The 22361-nt window shown below is 47.4% G+C and carries 13 protein-coding genes; 1 reads left to right on the plus strand and 12 read right to left on the minus strand.

Annotated elements, in window-relative coordinates; all coding sequences use genetic code 11:
* The first annotated feature begins 654 nt into the window (after positions 1 to 654).
* On the plus strand, positions 655 to 882 hold the full coding sequence (locus ACE5KN_RS30265; RefSeq protein ID WP_375528870.1) for a hypothetical protein: 228 nt from the start codon (positions 655 to 657) through the stop codon (positions 880 to 882).
* Between the two features lie 136 nt (positions 883 to 1018).
* Here ACE5KN_RS30265 and yicI read toward each other — a convergent pair whose 3' ends face one another.
* From yicI to ACE5KN_RS30325, 12 genes are all read right to left on the minus strand, one after another.
* Positions 1019 to 3340: an alpha-xylosidase gene (gene yicI, locus ACE5KN_RS30270; RefSeq protein WP_375528869.1), complete on the minus strand. Its 2322-nt coding sequence runs from the start codon at positions 3338 to 3340 to the stop codon at positions 1019 to 1021.
* A 31-nt stretch (positions 3341 to 3371) separates the two neighbouring features.
* On the minus strand, positions 3372 to 4202 hold the full coding sequence (locus tag ACE5KN_RS30275) for a carbohydrate ABC transporter permease (protein WP_375528868.1): 831 nt from the start codon (positions 4200 to 4202) through the stop codon (positions 3372 to 3374).
* Position 4203: 1 nt separating this feature from the next.
* Positions 4204 to 5121 (minus strand): carbohydrate ABC transporter permease, encoded by a 918-nt coding sequence (locus tag ACE5KN_RS30280; RefSeq protein WP_375528867.1) that lies wholly within the window; start codon positions 5119 to 5121, stop codon positions 4204 to 4206.
* Between the two features lie 16 nt (positions 5122 to 5137).
* On the minus strand, positions 5138 to 6379 hold the full coding sequence (locus ACE5KN_RS30285) for an ABC transporter substrate-binding protein (RefSeq protein ID WP_375528866.1): 1242 nt from the start codon (positions 6377 to 6379) through the stop codon (positions 5138 to 5140).
* A gap of 350 nt (positions 6380 to 6729) precedes the next feature.
* Positions 6730 to 7785 (minus strand): substrate-binding domain-containing protein, encoded by a 1056-nt coding sequence (locus ACE5KN_RS30290; protein ID WP_375528865.1) that lies wholly within the window; start codon positions 7783 to 7785, stop codon positions 6730 to 6732.
* A 371-nt stretch (positions 7786 to 8156) separates the two neighbouring features.
* Positions 8157 to 15194: an OmpL47-type beta-barrel domain-containing protein gene (locus ACE5KN_RS30295; RefSeq protein WP_375528864.1), complete on the minus strand. Its 7038-nt coding sequence runs from the start codon at positions 15192 to 15194 to the stop codon at positions 8157 to 8159.
* Between the two features lie 34 nt (positions 15195 to 15228).
* Complete coding sequence (locus tag ACE5KN_RS30300; RefSeq protein ID WP_375533317.1) at positions 15229 to 17868, minus strand: DUF5704 domain-containing protein; 2640 nt, start codon at positions 17866 to 17868, stop codon at positions 15229 to 15231.
* A 778-nt stretch (positions 17869 to 18646) separates the two neighbouring features.
* Positions 18647 to 19894, minus strand: a complete 1248-nt coding sequence (locus ACE5KN_RS30305) for an S-layer homology domain-containing protein (RefSeq protein WP_375528591.1) — start codon at positions 19892 to 19894, stop codon at positions 18647 to 18649.
* A gap of 93 nt (positions 19895 to 19987) precedes the next feature.
* The gene (locus tag ACE5KN_RS30310) at positions 19988 to 20971 is read right to left on the minus strand and encodes a hypothetical protein (protein ID WP_375528590.1); all 984 of its coding nucleotides are present in this window, start codon (positions 20969 to 20971) and stop codon (positions 19988 to 19990) included.
* Positions 20958 to 21509, minus strand: coding sequence for a hypothetical protein (locus ACE5KN_RS30315; protein WP_375528589.1), 552 nt, complete (start codon positions 21507 to 21509; stop codon positions 20958 to 20960). The genes ACE5KN_RS30310 and ACE5KN_RS30315 overlap by 14 nt, the downstream gene beginning before the upstream one ends.
* 16 nt (positions 21510 to 21525) lie before the next feature.
* Positions 21526 to 21912, minus strand: coding sequence for a hypothetical protein (locus tag ACE5KN_RS30320; protein ID WP_375528588.1), 387 nt, complete (start codon positions 21910 to 21912; stop codon positions 21526 to 21528).
* Positions 21913 to 21930: 18 nt separating this feature from the next.
* A complete protein-coding gene (locus ACE5KN_RS30325) occupies positions 21931 to 22347 on the minus strand; it encodes an ABC transporter permease (RefSeq protein ID WP_375528587.1) in 417 nt (138 codons plus the stop codon).
* Positions 22348 to 22361: the final 14 nt, after the last annotated feature.

The following is a 22361-nucleotide window of genomic DNA, read 5'->3' on the forward strand; positions in this document are numbered from 1 at the left end:
ATCGACCTCACCGGATTTGGGTTCCACTCGACTGAGTGAATCAAATTCGGTGAGCACTATCGAAAGAGCGATTAAGCTCATTTGAATCTGACGAGATATCATATCTCATTTCGCTCAGGTTTTCATACAGTCATAGACATGCACCAAAAACCTTCGCGGTGGATTTTGCTTCGCAAAATCCTCTCACTCGTTGTTCAGTTTTCAAAGATCAAACTATCATTCTCGCAACCGCATCATTCTCTCAAGCGGCCGGAATTAGAATATATCATGTATTCATTCATGTTTGCAAGCATTATTTTTTTCAGCTCGCTCACGGCGTCTCTATCAACGACCGGAATTAGAATATATCATAAATGAAAATGTAATAGCAACGAGAATATTTTCCCATTAACGATATTTTTATCCTTCGATATTACAGCTTCCTTATTTCAATTTCCCTACTCAATGAATAACGGGAACTTTCATTGAATATAATGCTTCGCAACGGAGAAAGGCGGAAACAACATTTCTGCTTTACTCCGTTTTTTAAAAATTTAAAGCACTCCATACATAATAGTTTACTCTAATTTAACAAAATCAAGCTAAGGTTGAATGTACATTCATTGGGTGTATAACTTTTTGACATGTGTTCAGAATCATAAGGGAGGATTGATTTTGAAAACTAACTGGCCCAAAAAGAAATTTCTGATTGCATCCTTATCTGTTTCCGTACTATTGATGGCTTATGCTGTACCGGAGCGTTACCAGGAGCTGCTTACACGTGCTTCCGGGCTGGGCAACAACCGTATTGTTGCAGGCATGCACTCGCCTTTTGATGTTATGGGGGGGGCGGAGAATTTGATACCTTCAAAGCCTTCGGTTTATCCGATAAATACAAGGTAAATGTGAGTTACACCAGCCGTAATGTACAAATGGAGATCACAACAAAATAAAATCAAACACCGAAAACCCATCGGGGAGATTGCTCCCTGATGGGTCTCTCTTCTTGGTATATGAGAACTTGATATAAAGCCAGCCTTTACAAAGTAACCCGATATTGACCCAACGTTGAATCCGGAGTAATACAAACTCCCTCATTTGTTGCTTCCCATCGGCCCCCAGCCACGGCTCCCACTTCCTTGATACCGCGCAAAACCATTTTCCATGGCTTGCCCGCACCCTCAGCCTGAATGAAAATGCTGCCATCTTCCCTTTGCACACTGATATTCAGTTCAGCTTCAGCCGCCGTGCTGTACACAGTTACCTCCGCATTACTCCGATCCTGAAGCTCAAACAGGTGCAGTTCAACTCCATCGGCATAATCATAATCCGGGCGCTGGTCATTCTGTCCTACAACGACGATGCTGTTTTCACGAACGAAAAACGGCAGGCTGAAATAGTTATACTGCTCACTGTACCATTTTCCTCCTTGCACTACCTCTCCTGTCAGGAAATGCGTCCACCTTCCCTCCGGCAAGTAATAGCGGCCTTCCCCGCGATCATTGAAGATCGGAGCAACGAGCAAAGAGTCGCCCAGCATATATTGCAGATCAAGCGGCGCGCAGTTTGCATCCTTCGTAAATTCGAGCACCATAGCACGCATCAGCGGAAGGCCCCTGCGCGAAGCTTCGACCGATTGAGCGTAAAGATATGGCATGAGCCGGCTTTTCAGCTTGGTAAAATAACGCAGCACATCCACAGACTCTTCATCAAAAAGCCATGGCACACGGTACGACTGATTGCCATGCAGTCGGCTGTGGGAAGAAAGCAGCCCAAACGCGGTCCAGCGTTTGTACAAGTCCGGGGCAGCCGTCTGTTCAAAGCCGCTGATATCATGGCTCCAGAAGGTAAACCCGCTCAATCCGAGCGAAAGTCCGCCGCGCAGCGTCTCCGCCATGGATGCATAAGTCGCCGAACAGTCGCCGCCCCAATGCACCGGAAACTGCTGGCTGCCTGCCGTAGCCGAACGGGCGAACAGCATCGCTTCATTTTTGCCGCGGCTTTCTTCAAGCGCCTCGAACACGGTTTTATTGTATAGATACGTATAGTAATTATGCATTTTCACCGGATCGGAGCCGTCAAAATACACCACATCCGTCGGAATGCGTTCGCCGAAATCCGTTTTGAAGCTGTCCACTCCCATATCCACCAGTTCAATCAGCTTGTCTTTAAACCATCGCACCGCAGCGGGATTGGTGAAATCCACAAGCCCCATGCCGGATTGCCAGCGGTCCCATTGCCACACGCTTCCGTCCGGATTTTTGACCAGATAACCGTTCGTTTTGCCCTCCTTGAACAAATATGATTTTTGTCCGATGTAGGGATTGATCCAGACGCAGATATGAAGCCCTTTGTTCTTCAGCCGGTCCAGCATTGCCTGCGGATCAGGGAAAACATCTTCATCCCATTTAAAATCACACCATTGGAACTCCTTCATCCAGAAGCAGTCAAAATGAAATACATGCAGCGGAATATCCCTTTCCAGCATCCCGTCGACAAAGCTATTGACCGTTGCTTCATCATAATTTGTCGTGAACGACGTCGTCAGCCATAAGCCGAAGGACCATGCGGGCGGAAGAGCAGGCTTTCCGGTGAGAGCCGTATAATTTTCAAGGACCTCCTTCATGGAGCTGCCGCCGATGATGTAATATTTCAGGCTTTCTCCGGGAACGCTGAATTGCACCTTGGATACATTTTCCGAGGCTACTTCATAGGACACCCGCTCGGGGTGATCCACAAATACGCCGTAACCGTAATTCGAAATATAGAACGGAACATTTTTGTACGCCTGCTCGCTGCAGGTTCCCCCGTCTTCGTTCCACATATCGACAACCTGGCCGTTTTTCACAAACGGAGTAAACCGCTCTCCCAGGCCATAAATGTATTCACCAATGCCCAAATCGAGCTGTTCACGCATATATGCCGTGGCATCAGATGCAGATTTGATATAGGCCGGTCCTTTATAACCTGAGCCGGTCAGTCGGCGGCCATCATATTCATAGTCTACCTTCCATCCGTCCTGCGAATCAATGTTCACGCTCAACGCTCCGCTGGTGAGGCTGACTTGCCCGCTCTCTTTTTTTACGGCAATTTCAAGATTCTCTTCCTGATGGATTTCGAACTTGGGCAGGACTTCATCCAGATCATTGTGGATATATTCCACGGCAATCACATTTTTCATTGGAGAACTGTAGCGCACCGTGAGCAGCGTGGTGTTGAGTGTATTTCCTTTATGCTCTATTTTTTTGGTCGATGCAAAAACAGTCACAGATTCCGCGTCGGTTTGAATATCCCGGATTTCCACAGGGTACAGTACATTCAGTCCGGATCTTACATGCCAGTAGCCATCGGTAAATTTCATCGTATGGTTATCTCCTGTCTTTATTCGATAATTAGTCTTTCATGGATCCTGCTACAATTCCGCCCACAACATAACGCTGCAGAGCGACGAAAATGATGATGATCGGCATGGCCGCAATGGTCGCCACCGCCATCAAATTGTTCCATTCCGTGCCATATTGGCCAATAAAGCGGTACAGGCCAAGGGTCAACGGGCGTACGCTGTTTTCGGTCGTCAGGGTCAAGGCGAAAATGAAATCCCCCCATCCGAACAGGAAGCAGAACACGGCAACCGTCATCATGCCAGGCACAACAAGCGGTAAAATGATTCTTGTAAACGCTGTAAACTTGTTGCAGCCGTCGATAGCTGCGGCCTCTTCAAGCCCTTTGGGAAGCGCCAGAAAGGAAGGTCTTAGAATCAGCACCGCGAAGGGCAGCGCATGAATCATATCCGCCAGGATCAATCCCAGATAGCTGTCCACAAGCTGAAGCTTGGAAAACATGATGAATAATGGCATTGCCATCGTAATTCCAGGCAGCATTTGAATGGCAAGCAGCAAAATCAGCAGAATGGATTTGCCCCGGATATCAAGCCGGGCGAGCGCATACGCACCCGGTACGGCAAACAAGAGGGACATCACCATCGTACCGATGGCCACGATAAAGCTGTTGCCGATGTAATGGAGCATATCCTGATTATTGATGAAGTTATCGACATAGGCAGTGAACGTTGAGTTCATCAAGCCAAACTCCGGAGGGGTCTGAAACAGGCCCGTGATTGGAGTCAGCGACGTTTTGACCATCCAGTACACAGGAAACAAAAAGATGACGGTGATGATGACGGCAATGACGGTCAGGAAAATGTTTTTTCGGCTTTGCTCCATCCTAATGCGCCTCCTCCTTGCTCGTCATACGCAGGTACACCATTGCGATCAGAATCAGAATGACAAACATAATCATGGATACGGACGCTCCCTGGCTGAACTCGAACTTGGTAAAGGACATCTGGTACGAATAGATCGGCAATACGTTCGATGAATTCACCGGACCACCGGCGGTCATGATAAAGATGATGTCGAATACTTTGAACGTATTGATGATACCCAGCATGATCAGAATGAGGATGGTCGGCCTCATCAGCGGCAGCGTAATATGGCGGAACTGCTTCAATTTGCCTGCACCATCCAGTTTGGCGGCTTCATACAGCTGCTCAGGCATTCCCTGCAGACCAGTTAACAAAATAATCATGTTGAACGGAATGCCCACCCAAATGTTCGCAATAATCGTGGACAGCAGCGAAGTGGACTGATTGCTTAGCCAGCTGTACGGCTCATCAATGATGCCGAGGCTTTGCAGGATGAAATTCACGACCCCGTAATCCCCATTCAGCATCCATTGAAATACGGAAGCCGTTATGACCATCGGCAGCATCCAGGCGAGCAGCATTAATGAACGCATCAGGTTACGCCCCGGAAATCTGCGGTTGAAAAACAGCGCCAAAGCAAATCCTATTCCGAATTGAAAAACAAGGCTGAATACCGTAAATACGATGGAGTTCCGTAAAGCCGTATAGAACACGGGATCTTTGAACGTGCTTACATAATTCTCGAAGCCGACAAAATGATGCTCCTTCTTGAAGTTATATACATTAACATCCTGAAGGCTTAGCGTGATGTTATAAACGATCGGGAACAGAACAAACACAAGCATGAACAGCACGATCGGCAGAACGAACAGATAGTTGTTCCATGAGGAAAACGATCTGGAGGAGCGTTTTGCCGGAGTCATTGCAGAGTGCGCCATCCCGAATCCCCCCTTTCTATTCTTCTTGTTGTTCCTGAAGCAGTGAGGCTATAATGGCACCGGCCGACTTGACGGCCGCTTCCGGTGTTTTGGCTCCCGTCAGCGCTTCCTGAAGCATGGTCTGAATCGCCTCCGAAATGCTGGCGTAGTTCGGACCGTATGCTCTCGCTTTTGCCACCTGCATACTGTCGGCAAACACCTTCATCTGCCTGTCTTCCTGCCAGAAGGGATCCTGAAGCAGATCGCTGCGGCTCGGCAAGCGGCCATTCGTTTTGAGCAGCTCTTTCAGCCGCTCCGGCTCGTTGGCGAACTGAATTACATCAAAAGCGATATCCTTATGCTTGGAGGCCTCTGAGATAGCCCAGTTTTCTCCGCCAAGCACAGTTGCTGATTGCACATCCGATGGGAGCTTGACAACATCCCAGTTTACTTTTGCGTTCTTCTGCAGAAAGGGAATCTGCCATGTTCCGTTCACCATCATGGCTACCTTGCCGGCGGCAAACTGGGTTGCAGTATCCGATTGCTTTTGCGTGATCACGTCTTTGGACATCAGCCCTTCATTTACCATGTCTGTTAACATGGTTAGCGCTTTCAAAGTTCCCGGTGAATCAAAATCCGGAATGTCCGAACCGGCCTGCAGCACGAACGGCAGGAACTGAAACGTTCCTTCTTCCGTTTTAACAGCGCTTACAGCAAAACCAAATATATTTTTATTCGTCAGCTTTTTGGCCGCGGCCTGCAGCTCATCCCAATTGGTAGGAGGCTGTAATCCTGCTGTTTTGAAAAGATCCGTGTTGTAATACAGAGCAAGATTGTTGCTTCCGACCGGCACGCCATAATTCCGGCCATTGTACACGGTTGATGACCAAGGTCCCTCGATGTAATGCTTGGCCTGCCCCCACTTTTCTATCTCTTTTGTAAGGTCCGCAAGCACACCGGCAGCCGCAAAGGTTTGGTGGTCCGCGCTATCGATCCAGACGATATCCGGACCCTGGTTGCCAATGGACCCGAGCAGCAGCTTGGTCTTAATATCCGAGTAAGATACATAGGTCCGTTCTATCGTGATATTGGGATGTGCTTCCTCATACTCGGAAATGATTTTGTTGATGGCTGCCACGCTGGCGTCACTGGTCATCGTGTCCCACCAGGTGATTTTCACTTTATCTCCCGATCCCCCTGAATTCTGGCCCGGGGTGCAGGCCGTCATAATAAGGATCAGGCACATGACAATTGATAGCGCCTTCATTTTGCCGATCACGATAAGTCCCCCTTTATGCTTTTACTCTGTTGCCATGATGGATGTATGGTTAACGCCAACGGGCGCTGAGCCCACTTATCTGTGGCGGAATTTTCGAAGTCGTTTTTTAAAGCCATATATGAAATCCTGCGTAAAGAAGGCATTTCGATTGAAGATGAGGAAAAATGTCATCGTATGTTGGAACAAAAATCACATGAAAAACCACATGATTAAAGAACAATCGTATGGTGAAAGAAAAAAATCGAAATAATGATGTCAAAAAGTATTTAATGATGTACGTACATCATTTTATTGTGTAAAGCACGCATCCTTACTCCTGCAAGAGTCAGAATAAGGTGCTGATGCTTTTGTTAAATGTAATAACGGGCATTTTCCTTCGTTACAAGCTCCAGCTTCGTGATGTTCTCCCGCATGTTGATCTTCTCGCCATAGGCCAAATGGGCAAATAAAGTCTTTACGGTGAGATAGCCCTGGTTCACTGGGTCCTGGCAAATCGTTGCGGTCACGACATTTCTGCGCAGGAACTCAAAAATTTCCGTTGTAATGTCATGCCCAACCAACGCCACCTTGCCTGCCAATTCCGCCTTCTCCAAATGAGCAGCCACTACCTGCAGCTTGGCGCTTGTCACATAAACAGAATCGACCTGGCTGAATAAATCCGCAAAGGTATCCGGGTTCTCATACTCTTCCTGCTTAAGCTTCAGCATCTGTGTCATTTCCACATTGCCGTATTCAGCAATGACTTCCCTGAAGCCCATTATCTTTTGCTGCATCTGAAACGTCGTGGCCGAAGGCACCGAGGAGGCGTCCGAAGTAATGAGGCCAACTCTGCCGTGGCTTCCGGAAAATTTGCATAGTAGGTCTGCGGCCAATCTGCCCGCAATGCGGTAATCACAGCCTACATAAAACAGCCGCTTGCTGAGCGGAGAGTCATTATTGAAGGTGCAAATGGGAATGCCACTGTCGATTCCTTTGTCGATAATATCCGCCATTTCCTCGGAATCATTGGGCGAGATCGCAATCGCATCAAACGTCTTGGACTCAATCAGGTCCATAACGACCTGCTTCTGCTTCTCCAGGTCATACTTTTCGGATTTGAACAGCTCGATATGAAGCCCATAATCTCTCAGCTCCTCATAGGCCGTCCGAACCCCCCTCTCAATTTGGTCCCAGAAATAATCCGGCAGCTCCGGGAATACAATCGCCAGCGACAATTCCTTCTTCCGCGACAAAAAACTGGCTGACTTGTTCGGGGTATAATTGAGTTCCTGCAATTTATCCATCACTTTGCGGTACGTTGCAGGCTTGACATTACCCCGATTGTTCAGCACCCGATCCACCGTCGCCACCGAGATTCCGATCATCTGCGAAATTTCCTTGAGCGTCAATCTTCTGTTATCGTTCATATTTTCCAACCTCGGATTGTATGCGTTCTCAAAATGGATAGAAAGCTATTTTATTTATTTCAAATTCATCATAATCTTTGCGGCAAAAGCTGTCAATGTCTTTGTGATGTTAACATCGATAAAATGATGTTCGTACATCAGAAAAAAACTGAAGCCAGCTTGATTTCTGGTCAATGGCAAAGATTAAGTATACAGCCTTTTGTTGAAAACAGCATGGAACCTCGATCTTTAGAAATCGTGGTTCCATGCTTCATCATTACGTAGTCCATACCTAAACATTGTAACTCAATGCTACTTTTTAAACCCCAATATGACTACCAAGCTTCTACTTCAAAATCTGTAATTCGGTTTATCTCCCAAGTACATTGGTTTTATAGTTTTTGGAGCATATTATAGATCATTTCTGCAGCTTCAGCGCGGGTAACATTATTTTTCGGACGGAAAGTTCCGTCTGGGTACCCTTTTACCAAAGATTCTTGGGTTAGCCCCATAACCTCATCCTTGGCCCAAACAGAAATTCCATTCTCATCTTTGTATACTTTACTGATTTTTCTCCGAGGTAACTCCTGTAAGGCATTTCCAATCATTTTGCTGGCTTGTTCCCGATTGATTACAGCGTCTGGAGCAAATATGTTTTGACTGAAGCCACGAGCAACGACATAAGCGATAGCCGTCCGCAACTCAGAAACATACCATCCTCGTGAGTCGATATCTTTAAAGGTCAGTTCCGTTTCGGATGCTTCCGGAAGCTTAAGGGCGCGAACCATCATGGCCATATACTCGGCACGTGTAACGGCCCGGTTTGGTTCAAAGGTACTTTCTGTCGTTCCTTCAACCACACCTATAGCAGCCAAGTATTTGACTTTATCCCGACTGAAAGTTTTATCAATATCGACAAATGTTTTCTCATTACCTGAATCCGTTTCGGAGTCTACCATGTCTATTGGCATCTGTAGCTTTACAGGAGCTGGAATCGGAGCAGACGGCTCTTCGATGACCGTCGTTCGGCCACCGCCACCGCCTCCCCCTCCACCACCGCCGGAACCAACAGAAGGATTGGTATCTGTCCGTACCGAAAGCTCTTTCGATTCAGACTTTACTCCTCGGTTATTCTCCGTCCAAACGGTAAAGGTGTAGCTCGTTCCAGGAAGCAGTTCATTTTTAGTAAATGAATTTGCTTTACCGCGATATACCTCTTTTCCAGCTAATGATACAACCACGGTTTCGTTCGGCTGTACACGTTCAAAATACAAGGTAGCCGAATCGGTCGTATGTTCACTGCGTAATGTGAAATCCCCTGATGGTTTCGTCTCAAAGATAGCTGATAGCATTCCTCCGCTTCCGCTGGTGTTGACGGGCTCCACTGAAACCTTAAATGTTTGAGAGCTGTTCAAGGCGCCCAAATTATATACCAAACCTGTGATCTCTTCGATAACTTGTCCATCCAGATAGACTCGGTAGAAATCGGCACCGTTGACTTCTTTCCAAGTAACCACTGCGGAAGATGATGTAATTTCAGACACCTGAAGAGAGCCTTCCTGCATATCGCTCGGAAATGCCCGCCAAGTGAATGGGCTGTAGTTTCCCTCTCCATTTTCATTCATAGCAAAGACACGGAAGTGGTAGAGTATACCTGGCAAAAGGCCATTTACATATACAGCTGGTTCTATAACTTCCCCTATTTTCCCTACACCTTCTTGCTCTACACGATACGCTGTAGCACTCTTTGATGGTGCCCAGGTCAAGGTAAATGACTTGTCTTTCTCATTCGTGCTTTTCAGCCCCTGTGGAGCTGACGGCAGTGTGAGCACACTATCGCTTATTTCTTTTCCAAAACCGGAAGCATTACCACTGGCCACGTTTGCTTTGTAGGTGGTTCCGCCCTCAAGGCCGGTGAATACAGCGAACGTATCCGAAACGGTCATCGTCTGTCCATTCATGCTTACCTGATACTTGGTCGCGCCAGACACTGCATTCCAGTTCACTTTGACACTCTTCTCCCCAATATCGGTGAATTGAATTCCATCCACCTGTAGCGGAAGCGTCAGTGCGTAGGCAGCTTCTGTTACTCCTAAACCGCTTCGGTTATATGGTTGAATTGTAAATTGAGCTGATTGACCGGCTGGTAGATCACTTATCGTAATCTCGTTCTGACCAGCTTCCAGCTGCATTGGCGTCCCTCCATCCATGGATAACCAGTACCCTGCTGCCCCTCGTACAGGTCTCCAACCTAGCCTGATCCAATCCTCGCCTGCTTCCAAGCTGTGAAAGTTTTCGGCTTTGGCCGGAAGGGTAATAAGATCAAGCCTCGCTTCATCCCCACTGCCGGACTCGTTGGTAGCTGTCAATCGGTAACTGTACTCGGTACCGGAATTCAATCCGATATCATGGAAGGCGTTATACACGTCGTCGTACACCGTCATTCCGTCTCGTTCAAGTCCATAGTAGGTTGCGCTTGTTACGCTGTCCCACTGTAGATCAATGTCTCGTTCTCCGACCTGGATATATGTAAATCCAGGAGATGCCGGGAGTGACATAATAGACTGGTGTGTTGTTGTGCCTTCCCCGCTCTCATTGATTGCTGATATGGAAATGTCATAGAACGTAGCCGGCTGCAGGTTCAGCACAGGAGCATACACGCTGCTTGTAACCGTCTCATTGAACACTTCCTGCAACGTATCGGCTTGAACTGCTCTCAAGCGGTAGGAAGTTGCCGACTGCACAGGATCCGCGCTGACCAGCACCTGACTTGAATCATTTTCTACCGGTGATACTGACATATGCTGCGGAGCGGCAGGCAGCGTTAGAACCTCTACTGCGCTGCTGGTTGCTTTCCCGACATAGTTACCCACTTCCAGTTCAAGCGGATAGCATGTGCCCGGCTGCAGCCCCGTAATGGTAAGTACATTTTCTGGGTAATCAGCCGTGAAACGCTGGCCTGCTGACCGGTTGTACAAGGTGTATTTATAGCCGTCCGTATAGGCAGATCCACTTGGTAAAGACCATTCCAGGACCGCCTCGTCCTGTTTTACCGACTGTACCGATAAACTTGGAGCCTCCGGCTTTTTCTGTAAGTGAAGCGGTTTAGAAACAGTAATCTCTTCGTTCCCCACCCGGTCCACCGCTTTGGCATGGATGTACCAAATGCCTTCATCCTGGATTTTTAATTCCGCCCGGTTATCAGCTGTTATATCCCAAGTGGTCGGCTCGTCCAGGGAGTTCGTTACTTTGTAATATCGTTCTTTGACGCCCGAGCCTTCATCTGAGAATGCAATAAAAGCACGAATGTCATCATCCGACCAGCTGCGGCCGTCCGGCGAGATATCTATAGACGGTGCCTGCTTATCGATATATACCGTCTTACGGGTTATAGCACTCACGTTCCCTGCAGCGTCAATGGTGCGTGCAGAGATCACCGTTGTACCATTCTCCGTAATACTGCCACTGCTGCCCTTCTCGAATGCTCCATTCCCGATTTGATACTCATAATAAAACGGGCTGAGCAGATCCGTGCTGCCATTCACGGTGAAATCCACATTGCCGGCAGTATAGTCCTCTTCTGTCGTAGTAATCACCGGCGCGCTTGGTGCTGTTCTATCTACCACAATGCGCAACGGTTCCGCATCCGCCTCATTACCGGCCTTATCCATGGCTTTGGCATGGACATACCAGATCCCCTCATCTGTGATCGTTGTCTCTGTGTCACTGTCGGCCGGTATCCAGGTCTGCGGAGCATCAGGTGAATCGGAAACCTGAATATATCGTTTGTCGATGCCAGAAATAGCATCATCAAACTTGAAAACGGCATGAATGGCATCTTGAGCATATTCAGCGTCCGCAGTCACGGTAACAACCGGTTTTGTCTTATCGATCGTCAGATTATAGATGGCTTCCTCGCTGACATTTCCTGCCTGGTCATACGAGCGGGCCGTGATCACGGTCATTCCTTCAGCGGAGACGATAAAATCATCTGCCGCATCAACCGGCCACTTGAACTGTGTTGCTCCGGACAAAATGTACTCTGTTCGATGTATACCCGATCCTGTGTCCGTTCCTGGGCGGATATGCACGCTCACATCTTCATTACTTGGCGAAGCCTTGCTTACTTCAATCACTGGCGCCGTTGGGCTGGTGATATCAATGAGAACCGTGACACTTGTTTCTTCCCCTACGTTACCTACATCGTCTGTGGAACGCGCGGTAATGACCGTCTCCCCTTCCATGCCAGCCGGAATAATGAATTCGGAGCTGTACGGCTGCCAGCCTTGATTTAGGGTTCCTTCCAATTTGTATTCCGTTAAGCTGACATCCTGGTCGGCCGGTGGTTCAATAGTGACCCTGACATCGCGGTTGGACACAGTTTTGGATGGATGAATCTTCGGCAGGCCGGGGCTTGTCCGGTCAATCTGGATCGTTTCCTCGGTCACGTCACTGATATTTCCTGCTTTATCGATGGTTCGCGCCCTGACCACCGTAATCCCCTCAGTTGAAATCGTGAACGGAGCTGCGGCTTCTTTCCAATCAGCATTCTCAGCGCCGCTTAATGCGTATTCTGTTTTCTCTACCCCCGAAAACGTATCCGTTCCAGATACGATACTGACAGTAACATCCGTCGCTGTTTTACCGATAGGATCCGTCATGATTACCGGAGTGGTCGGCTTGGTCGTATCGATTTTGACTGCCGCCGTGCTTATGTCGCTCAGATTACCAACGTCGTCAAAGGAGCGGGCAGTTATGGTCGTCTCTCCTTCAACGGCGGGAACGGAAAACCGTCCGCTGTATGCCTGCCAGTTTTGCGTCACCGCACCATCGAGCTTAAATTCCGTACCGCTTAAATCGCTATCTGCAGCGGGCACAATTTCCACAAGTATTGCCGCATTTGATAGAGTTTTTGACGGTACGATTGTAGGCTTTGCGGGTCCTGTTTTGTCGATGTGGATGATAACAGTCTTAACGCTGCTGATATTGCCTGCGTTATCCACGGTTCTCGCACTGACCGTTGTCTGTCCTTCATTGTCCACCTTGAAGGAAGCCGAGTAGGTCTTCCAATCCGAAACGGTGGCTCCGGAAAGAGCATACTCCGTTCTGGCCACTCCGGATCTTGCGTCCGTTCCTGGCACGATGGATACGGTAACTGCTGTATTGGATTTCCCCGTCTTGTCCGTCGTTATCGTCGGAGCTGTCGGGGCCGTTTTATCAATTTTAGTATCCAGTTCTGAAATAGGCCCTATATTGCCTGCATTATCTACAGTTCTGGCATAAATAATGATGCCCTCCTGGGTGACATTTATGGCAGATACATAATCCGTCCAGGCACCGTTTGCCCCGATACGGTACTGGCTCTTTAACACACCGCTTCCACCGCTGTCCGCTCCATGCTGGATGGTCACAACTTTATCTGCGTTGGAGTATGCAGGATTGTTGATCAGTAGAGTTGGTGCTCCCGGCGCAGTCTTATCGACGATAATCGTACCGGTATATCCGACTGAAGTAGAGCCACCGTAACCATCATTGACTGAAATCCTAAGACCGTAACTGCCCTGGGCCAATTCGCTTGCCGACCAGGTAAGGTACCATGTACCGTCTGATACGCTCACGGACTTGCTTACTCCCGCAAGGCTTCCGCTGACTGTCATGAAGTCTCCATCCGGATCATTGACGTAACCCGATACTGTTAGGTTTGTATAGCCCGATGCGTCTGATAGGTACTTCGTTCCAGATGTCGCTATGGATAGGTTTGGGGCAGCATTCACGACACTGTCCTTTACATACCAGTATCCTTCTGAGTGCCTCCCGTTGTCCGGATAAGCGCCATCTGCGGCCTGAAATGTTGTAAGATAGGCTCCTCGGGAGTACGAGTAAGAGTTAGGCTTTGCGATATAGGTTTTACCGAATAAATCTTTTTTTGAGCCATCTGTGTCCCAACCTGTGCTTACCCAGAGTGTATTGCTTGGTCTATCTTCCACAGTAGTACCTTGATTATCGCTATTTGTTATTTGAGAAATATATGGGTAATCAGTATATTCATATCCACCTGTGTTTCCTGAAATTTTTGCTTGTGTATAATCTCCGCCCAGGGAATAAATGCCCGTTGTGGGATTGAAAGAATAAGACTCATATGCTCTGACAGTAATTTGTCCATTCCTGACATGGCCCGCAGGGAGGTAATCGTAATCAGCAGCTTGACCTAATGCACGCGGATCCGTCCACGGCCCGTTTGGTGTAGTGACCACCTCATATTTAGAGTAGTTGTAGAGATGCCCTGCAGCTGCAGCTTTCGGTGTATACGCAGATACCAGAGGGAACAGCAAGACGATACTCAAAAGTAGCGCTATCCCTCTTTTCCCCCAGAAGGACGGATGATCTATCTTTTCAAGACTTCGATTATGCTGCTCGGCCCCCCGTTTTCTCCTTCGCCCAGGCGATTTTGCAAGCGAGGCCTTTTGATTTGCGCGGCGCTCTTTGGCTGGCAAAACCACTACTTCATCAATGAGGTGCAGCTGTCCATCATAGCTCACCAGCTTATGAATTGCAGAAGAAACAAAGCTCTTCATTCGCTGCATGAATGGAATATCTGATTCTGTTTGATTGCTAAACCCTAGGGCTGCCCATTCCGCAGCTGTATGCATGGCCGGACCAGCAGAAGCCGCCGATCGAATTTTGGCATCTGTCGTAGCAATATTACTCTCCACCATTGATTCACCTAATGTGCGGGCATACACCGTTGTTCTGCCTTCTTTGGTAATGGTAAAAGGCTCCGTATAGTCAATCCATGAACCAAACTCACCCAACCGATACTGGGTTGTCTCCATGCCTGAGCGACTCCCGGTAATGGTGATGAGAACAGGCTGCTCCGTGTATTCGGAACTGCTTAACTGGATATTTGGCGTAGCAGGGCGTGTCTTGGAGATATTTGTTGTAGCTTGAGCTACTCTACTGCTGTTCCCAGCATGATCCAGCGTACGGGCATAGATGACCGTATCTTGATCCGGAATGCGAATAGGTAAACGGTAATCCTGCCATTCACCGTCACCAATCCTGTACTGACTTTTCAATACACCACTGCCTCCTGCATCCGACCCATCCTGAAGTGCAAGCTGCTTTTCATCACTATCCCAGCTTACATTGTTCACCAGAATGTTCGGCATATCAGGTGCAACACCATCTTTATTTGATGCATTTAATTCATTGTTATCCGAATTTTTGTTTTTTTCAACAGCTTCTCCTCGCTCCGGATCCGTATCCAAATGATTTAGCTCCGAAAGAGAATCTGAAGAACTTCCTATAGGTAATTCAGCATTCTTCAATTGACTTCCTATCTCTGGCATATCGGTCGATCCGTAAACCGCCGGGCCGAAATACGGATTAAAAATACCCGTTGCCAAGATCATCAGGAGAAGAATGCTCATGCATCTTCGCAAAACGTCTCGCCTCCTCTACATGTTAATGGGTTACAGAGGATCTGAAGTCATCATAGCTGGACAAATTCGCATGATAATAGGCAACGTCTCCGTCCGGAGCTGTAAATTCGTGACCATACTTATCCTGAGTTGCATTCCTGTACCCTTCCAGCTGCCATTGGTTATCCAGCGGTGTGTTATTCCCCGGCAATCTATAGTACCGCAGGTGCGGCGCATCGGCTCCATCCTGATAGGTTTCAATGTTGAAGTTCACCACGATATATCCGTCTTTCAGGAAAATCGGTGAATGGTCCGTTAGCTTGTTGGTTCTGCCGTACTCTGCAATATTGAACCCGGCTGGTACTACATACGGAGCCGCCGGCAAGCTGTATTCTCCGTACCATTTTTGCACGGATGCTAACGCCCGGCCCGGATCTACGCTTTTCGGTATATTGGATGCAGGTCCAATCAATGTTCGTACCCGCTGGTTCAAATCCAGTAAACTGTACAAACCTATGGTGCTTTTCTTGCTTGATTGCTTTAGAAAATCGGTGAAGCCATAGGTTTCCACATATTTTGCGGTATTGCTCAGTTCCGTCGCAGAAATGTTCCGCATCGGGCTGTTCAGAACGATACTGCGGGTCACTGTGTCCTGGCTCGAACCGATCTTTACAAATTTTTGCCCCGTGCTCTGATTGTGATAATATAAATCGGCCTTTTGCCGCTTGGTTCCATCTTTGCTTACGAAATAAAAGGCCGGTACGATCTTCACATGATCTTTTGCGCCGAACATATTGCCTTTCGTTTTAAAATCAAATTTGAAATGATAGCCTGTCTTGATGGCCACGTTTTTATATCCATCATTCGGGTGGCTTCCTGGCAGAATGGGAAGAATGAATGGCGGCTTATTCCCGCGTGCAGCGCCGTCAATAGAGTTCGGCCCGACCCAGTAAGCTGCACCGGTTGACTCCGAGCTTCCTTTTTTCGTCCGGAATACCGTCTCCCAATCATAGTCCGCGATGTCCGTCACTTTAAAATCATATAAACGCCCGATCACTTCTACAGGAATCGTATTCACTGCAACATGGTTGGCTAAGTCGAAGTTGGCCATGCTTTCCCATGTAAAGTTTTCCGGTGCGTTCTCGGCGATGGAGCGGAAGTGTACCGTGTATTTTCCTTCATCGACCCATACCGGCATTCGGAATGTCGTCTCAAGCTGCGTTATCGGAATATCAATCCACGTATTGGCGGGGATGTATTTGCCCATATCCTCGTTGTAGACGTCAAACTCAAACAGCACCTGTTTATACGCGGTATACTTGGCATAATCCCGGTTGCCGTATCCTTTAATGTCCCGGTGTTGCCCTGTTGTTGGAATGGTAACGGTAAAAGGCCTGTCCAGCACAAGAGCAGCAGTGCCGGCAGTCGGCTTAACCTTCTGATTATGCTCTTTGTCATTGGTGATACTTGGATACATCACGACTGGAGTATGAACGGTTACGGTATTCAAGTTATAAATGGGCTCTCTGTACGGCTCCGGATGATGGAGACTGCCTGCCAGCGGGTCATATTCCATGGTCCCGGTGCTTTCATTGTCCGCTTTGTTGGTTTTTGAAGTGGGAACAACATTGCCCGGCTTAAAGAGAGCGTTGTGATCAATCTTGCCTGCCGTTGGAATTTTGGAAGGTGTTGGGGCGCTTGTCTTCACCGTTTTACCATCCATAATCGTCGTCCCATTGAGCTCAAAAGCATCATTTCGGACATCGAGTTCCGGGGTCGCTTTCTCTGCATAACTCTTTAAATCTTCATCCGGAACATCCGGCTCGCTTGATCCCCCGTTAATCGTTTGGCTAGGAGCTGAAGCTGTTACAGGTGATGGTTCATCCAGATGCACAACATCCGTCTTTACATCCATAGTCGGTACTTTGTAGGAGCTGCCTGGTATGATCACAATACCGTTGTTCTCAAACGCATAGTTATATAACTTGGCAGTCGAGATTTTATACACCTGCAGGTCAGGAATGGTCCAGTAAGAGTAGTTTCTAATGATTTCATAAGACTTCGTTACTGTCTCCGTTCTTGACTTTTTCACGGTCACGGTATGGGAAGTGCCATCCGACCGGTCCCTCTCTTCCTTCTCAGTCCATTTCAGGTGATAAGTCTTGGTGACTGGAACGGCAAAGGTGCAGGTACCGCTGAATCTTTCAAACTTGTTATTGAACAGGTATTCCTTGGCCACTACGTTGCCATATAGGCTTTCCGAGGTTGGAATGCCTTTGGCAACATCAAATCTTTCACTGCCACGCTCGTCGGCTTTAATGATCCCGCTGGGCTGGGCACTCATGTCTTTCCCGGTTTGGGTACCTGCCGATTGAGGAGGGGTACAGACCACGGATGCTTCTTTTGGCTCCTCTGGAAGTGGAACCCCGCCTACTGCCACGGTAACGGAATCTGTAAGCCAATACGTTCCGTTTTTCCATTGGACAGTGATCTTGGCAACTCCAGGACTTACTGCTTTAACAAGTCCAGTCTCGGGATTTACAGTTGCTACTACATTGTTATCCGAAGACCATTTTGTTTGTTCTGGACGTTGGGTAATGTCTATCCAGTCTCCAAATGCCGTTTCCCCTGGAGCTTGGGTGGCCACCTCACCTTTGAACTGATCTTCCTCACCGACTTCCATTTGCTGGGCACCCGTGGCCTGGATTTTCTTGTGTTCGACAATAGTACCGCGCCATTCTAGGTTAAGAGGGGTGATATATAATGCTGTTTTTTTGGGATAGCCCTGGCCGCCTGGGCGGAATAAATCATTGTTGTTTTCGTCCTTTTGCGGTCTATTATATTCCTCTCTATAAAGACCGTTACTACTTTCCCTAGATTCTATTTCTCCTGTAAGTGAAGTAATCAAAACATAATACATATCCTTAACTTCAAGTTCTATTATTTGTGAATTGTTCCCTTGATATCGATCAATTGTCTCTGCCTTAGCAATATGTGCATTAGTAACAAGCCTCGGAGGATATTCTGACCTGTTTTTGTCAATAAAAGATTCAGGCTGATAAACTGGTCTATTCATATCAATCTTGTCTGGTACTACTTCTACTCCGGGCCAAGGGTCTTTGTCTGTTCCGACATTAGAAACTATTACCTTACCTCCGGCTACTCGTGAAGAAGTTGCAGACCAATCACCACTATCTCTTTGCACCCAATAAACTCCTGGATTTGCATCCTTAATCCCACTCACTGGAATAACATATTTCTGTTCTTGAACAGGACCAGTGGGGGTAACATAGGGAGCCTTAAGCTCCAATTGATCTTCTATGCTACCACTCACTGCTATTACTTGATCAACAGCATATGCATAAAACCTACCATAAAACAAGAATCCTGATAAAATTAAAGGGAGAATAACAAATATCTTCAACAATCTTAGAGACAAAGGCATCCTTCCTTACATATATTTAGTCTAAGTAAATAACCATGGTTTTACCGTTAACAGTAACTGTTTCCGTTACTTCTCCTTTAGCCGCACTATTAGGTACGGAATTATACATCCAAAATTTTCTCTTTACAGCTTTTTTGAAGAAACCGGATGTAATGTAGTCATCATGCGGTAAATTAGTAATCCCAAATGTTTTAACTGTGCCTGTTTCAAAGTTAGAACCACTTAAAAAACCGTTTCCGGTGGCGTTAGCAAAAGCAAGATTAGTTAAATTATTATCATTAGGCGTAAGCGTTGTTTCTGTGAAAACATGATAAGCATCTCCGTTAACTGGCCAATCAAATTCCTTATCTATAAACATTTTTCCATAGAGATTCGTAGGCTTTTTATCACTACCTGATTCAACAAAAATTATTCGATGAATGGTTTGTGTTCCTAGATTATTCCGAAGCTTAAACTCGTTATCTCTAATCTGACTAAAGTCAGCAGGTTGGCCAGTAATACCATTTTTCCCATACTTATAAGGAGTCAGCGAAGTCAAATTCGTCCCCGTCAGACCTACTTCCCTCATCTCATTTAAATCCCGAAAATCTGCGGCTTTCTTCTTCTGCACTCCCTCATACCGCTCCAAAATAGCAGCAACTTCAGCACGCGTCGTCGTTTTGGCCAGACCAAATGTTCCATCTTCATAACCTGTCATCAGTCCCGTTCCCAGTGCTACCGACACATAAGGGTAATCCGCCTTGTTCAGCCCGCCTTTGTAATACTCAGCAACAGGAACCAGCGTGTCTTGCGTATCGGATAGAGCAGTTTGAAAATCTTCCTGTGCAGTGGCCAGACCGGAGGCCATCCATTTTGCCATTTCACGGCGGGTCAGCGACGTGGATGGCTTAAACCCGTTAGGATAATCGCCTGGAGAAATAAACCCCATCCCGATCGCTTTATCAACTTCTGCCTCACTCCAGTTCCCTGCCAAGTCCGCAAAGCTACCCTTTCCTTGTGCTGCTTCGTTGCTGGAGACGCGGGACAAAATAGCGGCAAATTCCGCACGTGTTACTGGGGCATTAGGGCGGAATGTTCCGTCCGAATATCCCTTTAAATATCCGTTGTTAACCGCAGCATCGATAGAGGCTTTGGCCCAATGCCCTGCCGGGATATCCCTGAAAGCCGCAGCCGCGGAAGCTTCCTCCACTCCTGCCGATCCCCATACCGCAGCCACAGCGAGCATACCTGCAGCAACCGAAACCATTACTTTTTTCATCACCATAGTTTTCCCCCCCAATTAATCTCTTTGCATATACTCTTCCAGTGTAACCTCCTCTTCCAATTTCTCCAAAAAAATTCACTAGAATTTGTAAAATTATTTTCTGACTGCACTTCCTGGAAAATAACCGGCCAAAGCCGCCTCTTTCTCACTTGTGAATTTTTCTATGACTTCACCCGCATGTTTATCAGATGCCCGATAGTAGACTTTGATACCATCTTCCACATATCCAAATATCTCCGTATTTTTAATCAGCCTGCTGCCGCCGAACGCATAACTGTTATAGCGATTCAACCCAACCGGTACCCCTTGGATAAAGGAAATAACCCCGATATCGTTGATTGTATTATTCCACTCCTCCTGCTTCACACGCGGCAGCGTAAATGTATAGGTGATGCCCAGCTTTCGCACATACTCGTTATAGGAATTAATGTAATATGCCAAATTGTCCTGCAGCACCGATATAATCGTCGTTCGCCGGACATGTTCAAAAAGCTCCGGATTATCAAGCAGAGCTATACGGTTGCCGGTAAGAACCGCAACATCTGCTCTTGTCCCCTCAAACCACGTTTTCGCCTCGGCATCATAAGCATAGACATAATCGTCCAATGTAAAAGAGAGGCTGTTCCCCTGCTCATCTGCATAAGCATACGGCTTTTTGGATTTCCACACCTGCTTGTTGACATTCTCTCCTCTACCATTCCGGAAGTTTTCGTTGGTATACACCCATAACCCATCGTAATCGACAACCGCAATGAGGGGAATGTACGTTTTAAGCCCCCCTTGGGCATTTTCATCATCACGAATTCCTATATTATTAAAAAGTGTCTCGTAAAAAGCATCTACTGCCAGCTCTTTGTTGGCACGAACCCGTTTCACGGAAGCATAACTGCTCTCCATGTCCTGGTTTTCGTTCAACCGCAAGGCAAAAGCCGCATCCTGCACTGCTGTTCGTACAGCCCCATCATAGAGTACAATCTTTTCCTGAGTCCTCTCCTGCTCCAGCACCCGTATATTATTTTTGAAGAAAAGCGGAAACACGATCACCACCAGCACAAGCGACCAGCTAATAATCTTCATTCAGTATCATCCCTCCATAAGGGATATAGATCCGCGTAGGATCTTCGGAATGATCGTTCGTCAGGAAGTTATGCATCAGGGCAGCCTTGGTGGTATTGGTATTCCTCACTGTAACGGAGAAAAAATCCCCCTCCCGCATGTAATATTTCCGGCTATCCGCAAAATCCGAGCCGCCCCCCACCGGAAAAAGAACCGCCAAAATACTCTTCGTGTACTGTGCCTCATAATAAACATCTGTTTTTCCGGTAAAGGTAGCAGAATCGAGCGGGTCCAGATAGACCGGATTATACTGCTTTGCCTTATGCTCCATTTGAATATCATACAGATTTGAAACACCAAGCTCCCTCGTAAAATCTTTATACATGGTCGGTGTAATGTATCCTTTGCTGCGCACAGCATCCACAAAATTGGTGGTCGCCTGATAAGCAAGATTGTAAGCAATCTGATCCTGCTGTTGATACGCCGTTTGCATAGGATAGAAATAGAGCAGCAGACAAGCAACCATAATGGCAAATGGATAAAGCACGTACCTGGCCATTCACGATCTCCATTTCTCATTGTTTTCTGAAAATCAAACGTTCGAGCACACCATCCCCATTCCTTTGATATGCTGTGCTGTAGACAGCCCGCAGATCAACTATGGACACATCCGTATCTTCTATACCAACGTCTTTGGAAAAAAGATAACCGTCCACCTGAATGTCCACCCCAAGCCCCGCAATTTGGAATACGGATTGCATGACTGCGGCCCCGCTGACCTTCTCTTCCCCTTCCATCACTGGAATCAAGACGACATCCCGATCCCGGCTGCTCAGCGCAGCATCCACTTCATCCAGCGCAGCGTGATTTTGAATAAACAATCCGGCTCCGACTGCGGCTGCGCTAATGAACAGCAGAAAACCGACCGCAGTAAACAGCATTTTGGCGGTAATACTATTCATTTCGGCCAACCCTGTCCACTAGCTTTGCGTAAATTCAATGCCTGTGACCACATTGTTTTCGTCACGGATAATAACGCCCTTGAATTGTCCGGACGGATTGACATATTCGTTGGAGGTAATATCCGTAGACCCACCTATACTACCTTTGGTGTAGACGGTTCCGCCTCGGTTCTTATTCGTTGACACTTTAATCGTAAAATTTTCTTTATTGCTGAATTTGCGGATGGTGTTCACCACCTGACTGCCGGTCAAAATCGTATTATCATAGCCGGCATACGCCTGTCCTGACAGCTCGGTTTGAATTCCGGAAAACTCTGTCTGCGCTTGCTTGGCACCCTCCTGGGCTGTGCCGAACAGTGTTACACTCAACGTAATCAAGGCGATAGCGAGGAACAGACCTGCTGCTCCGATTAATGCTTTTGCCGCAGTACCCATATTTCATACTCCCC

Origin of the sequence: Paenibacillus terreus (genome assembly GCF_042138595.1) — a bacterium.
In the GTDB taxonomy this organism is placed as follows: Bacteria; Bacillota; Bacilli; order Paenibacillales; family Paenibacillaceae; genus Paenibacillus; species Paenibacillus terreus.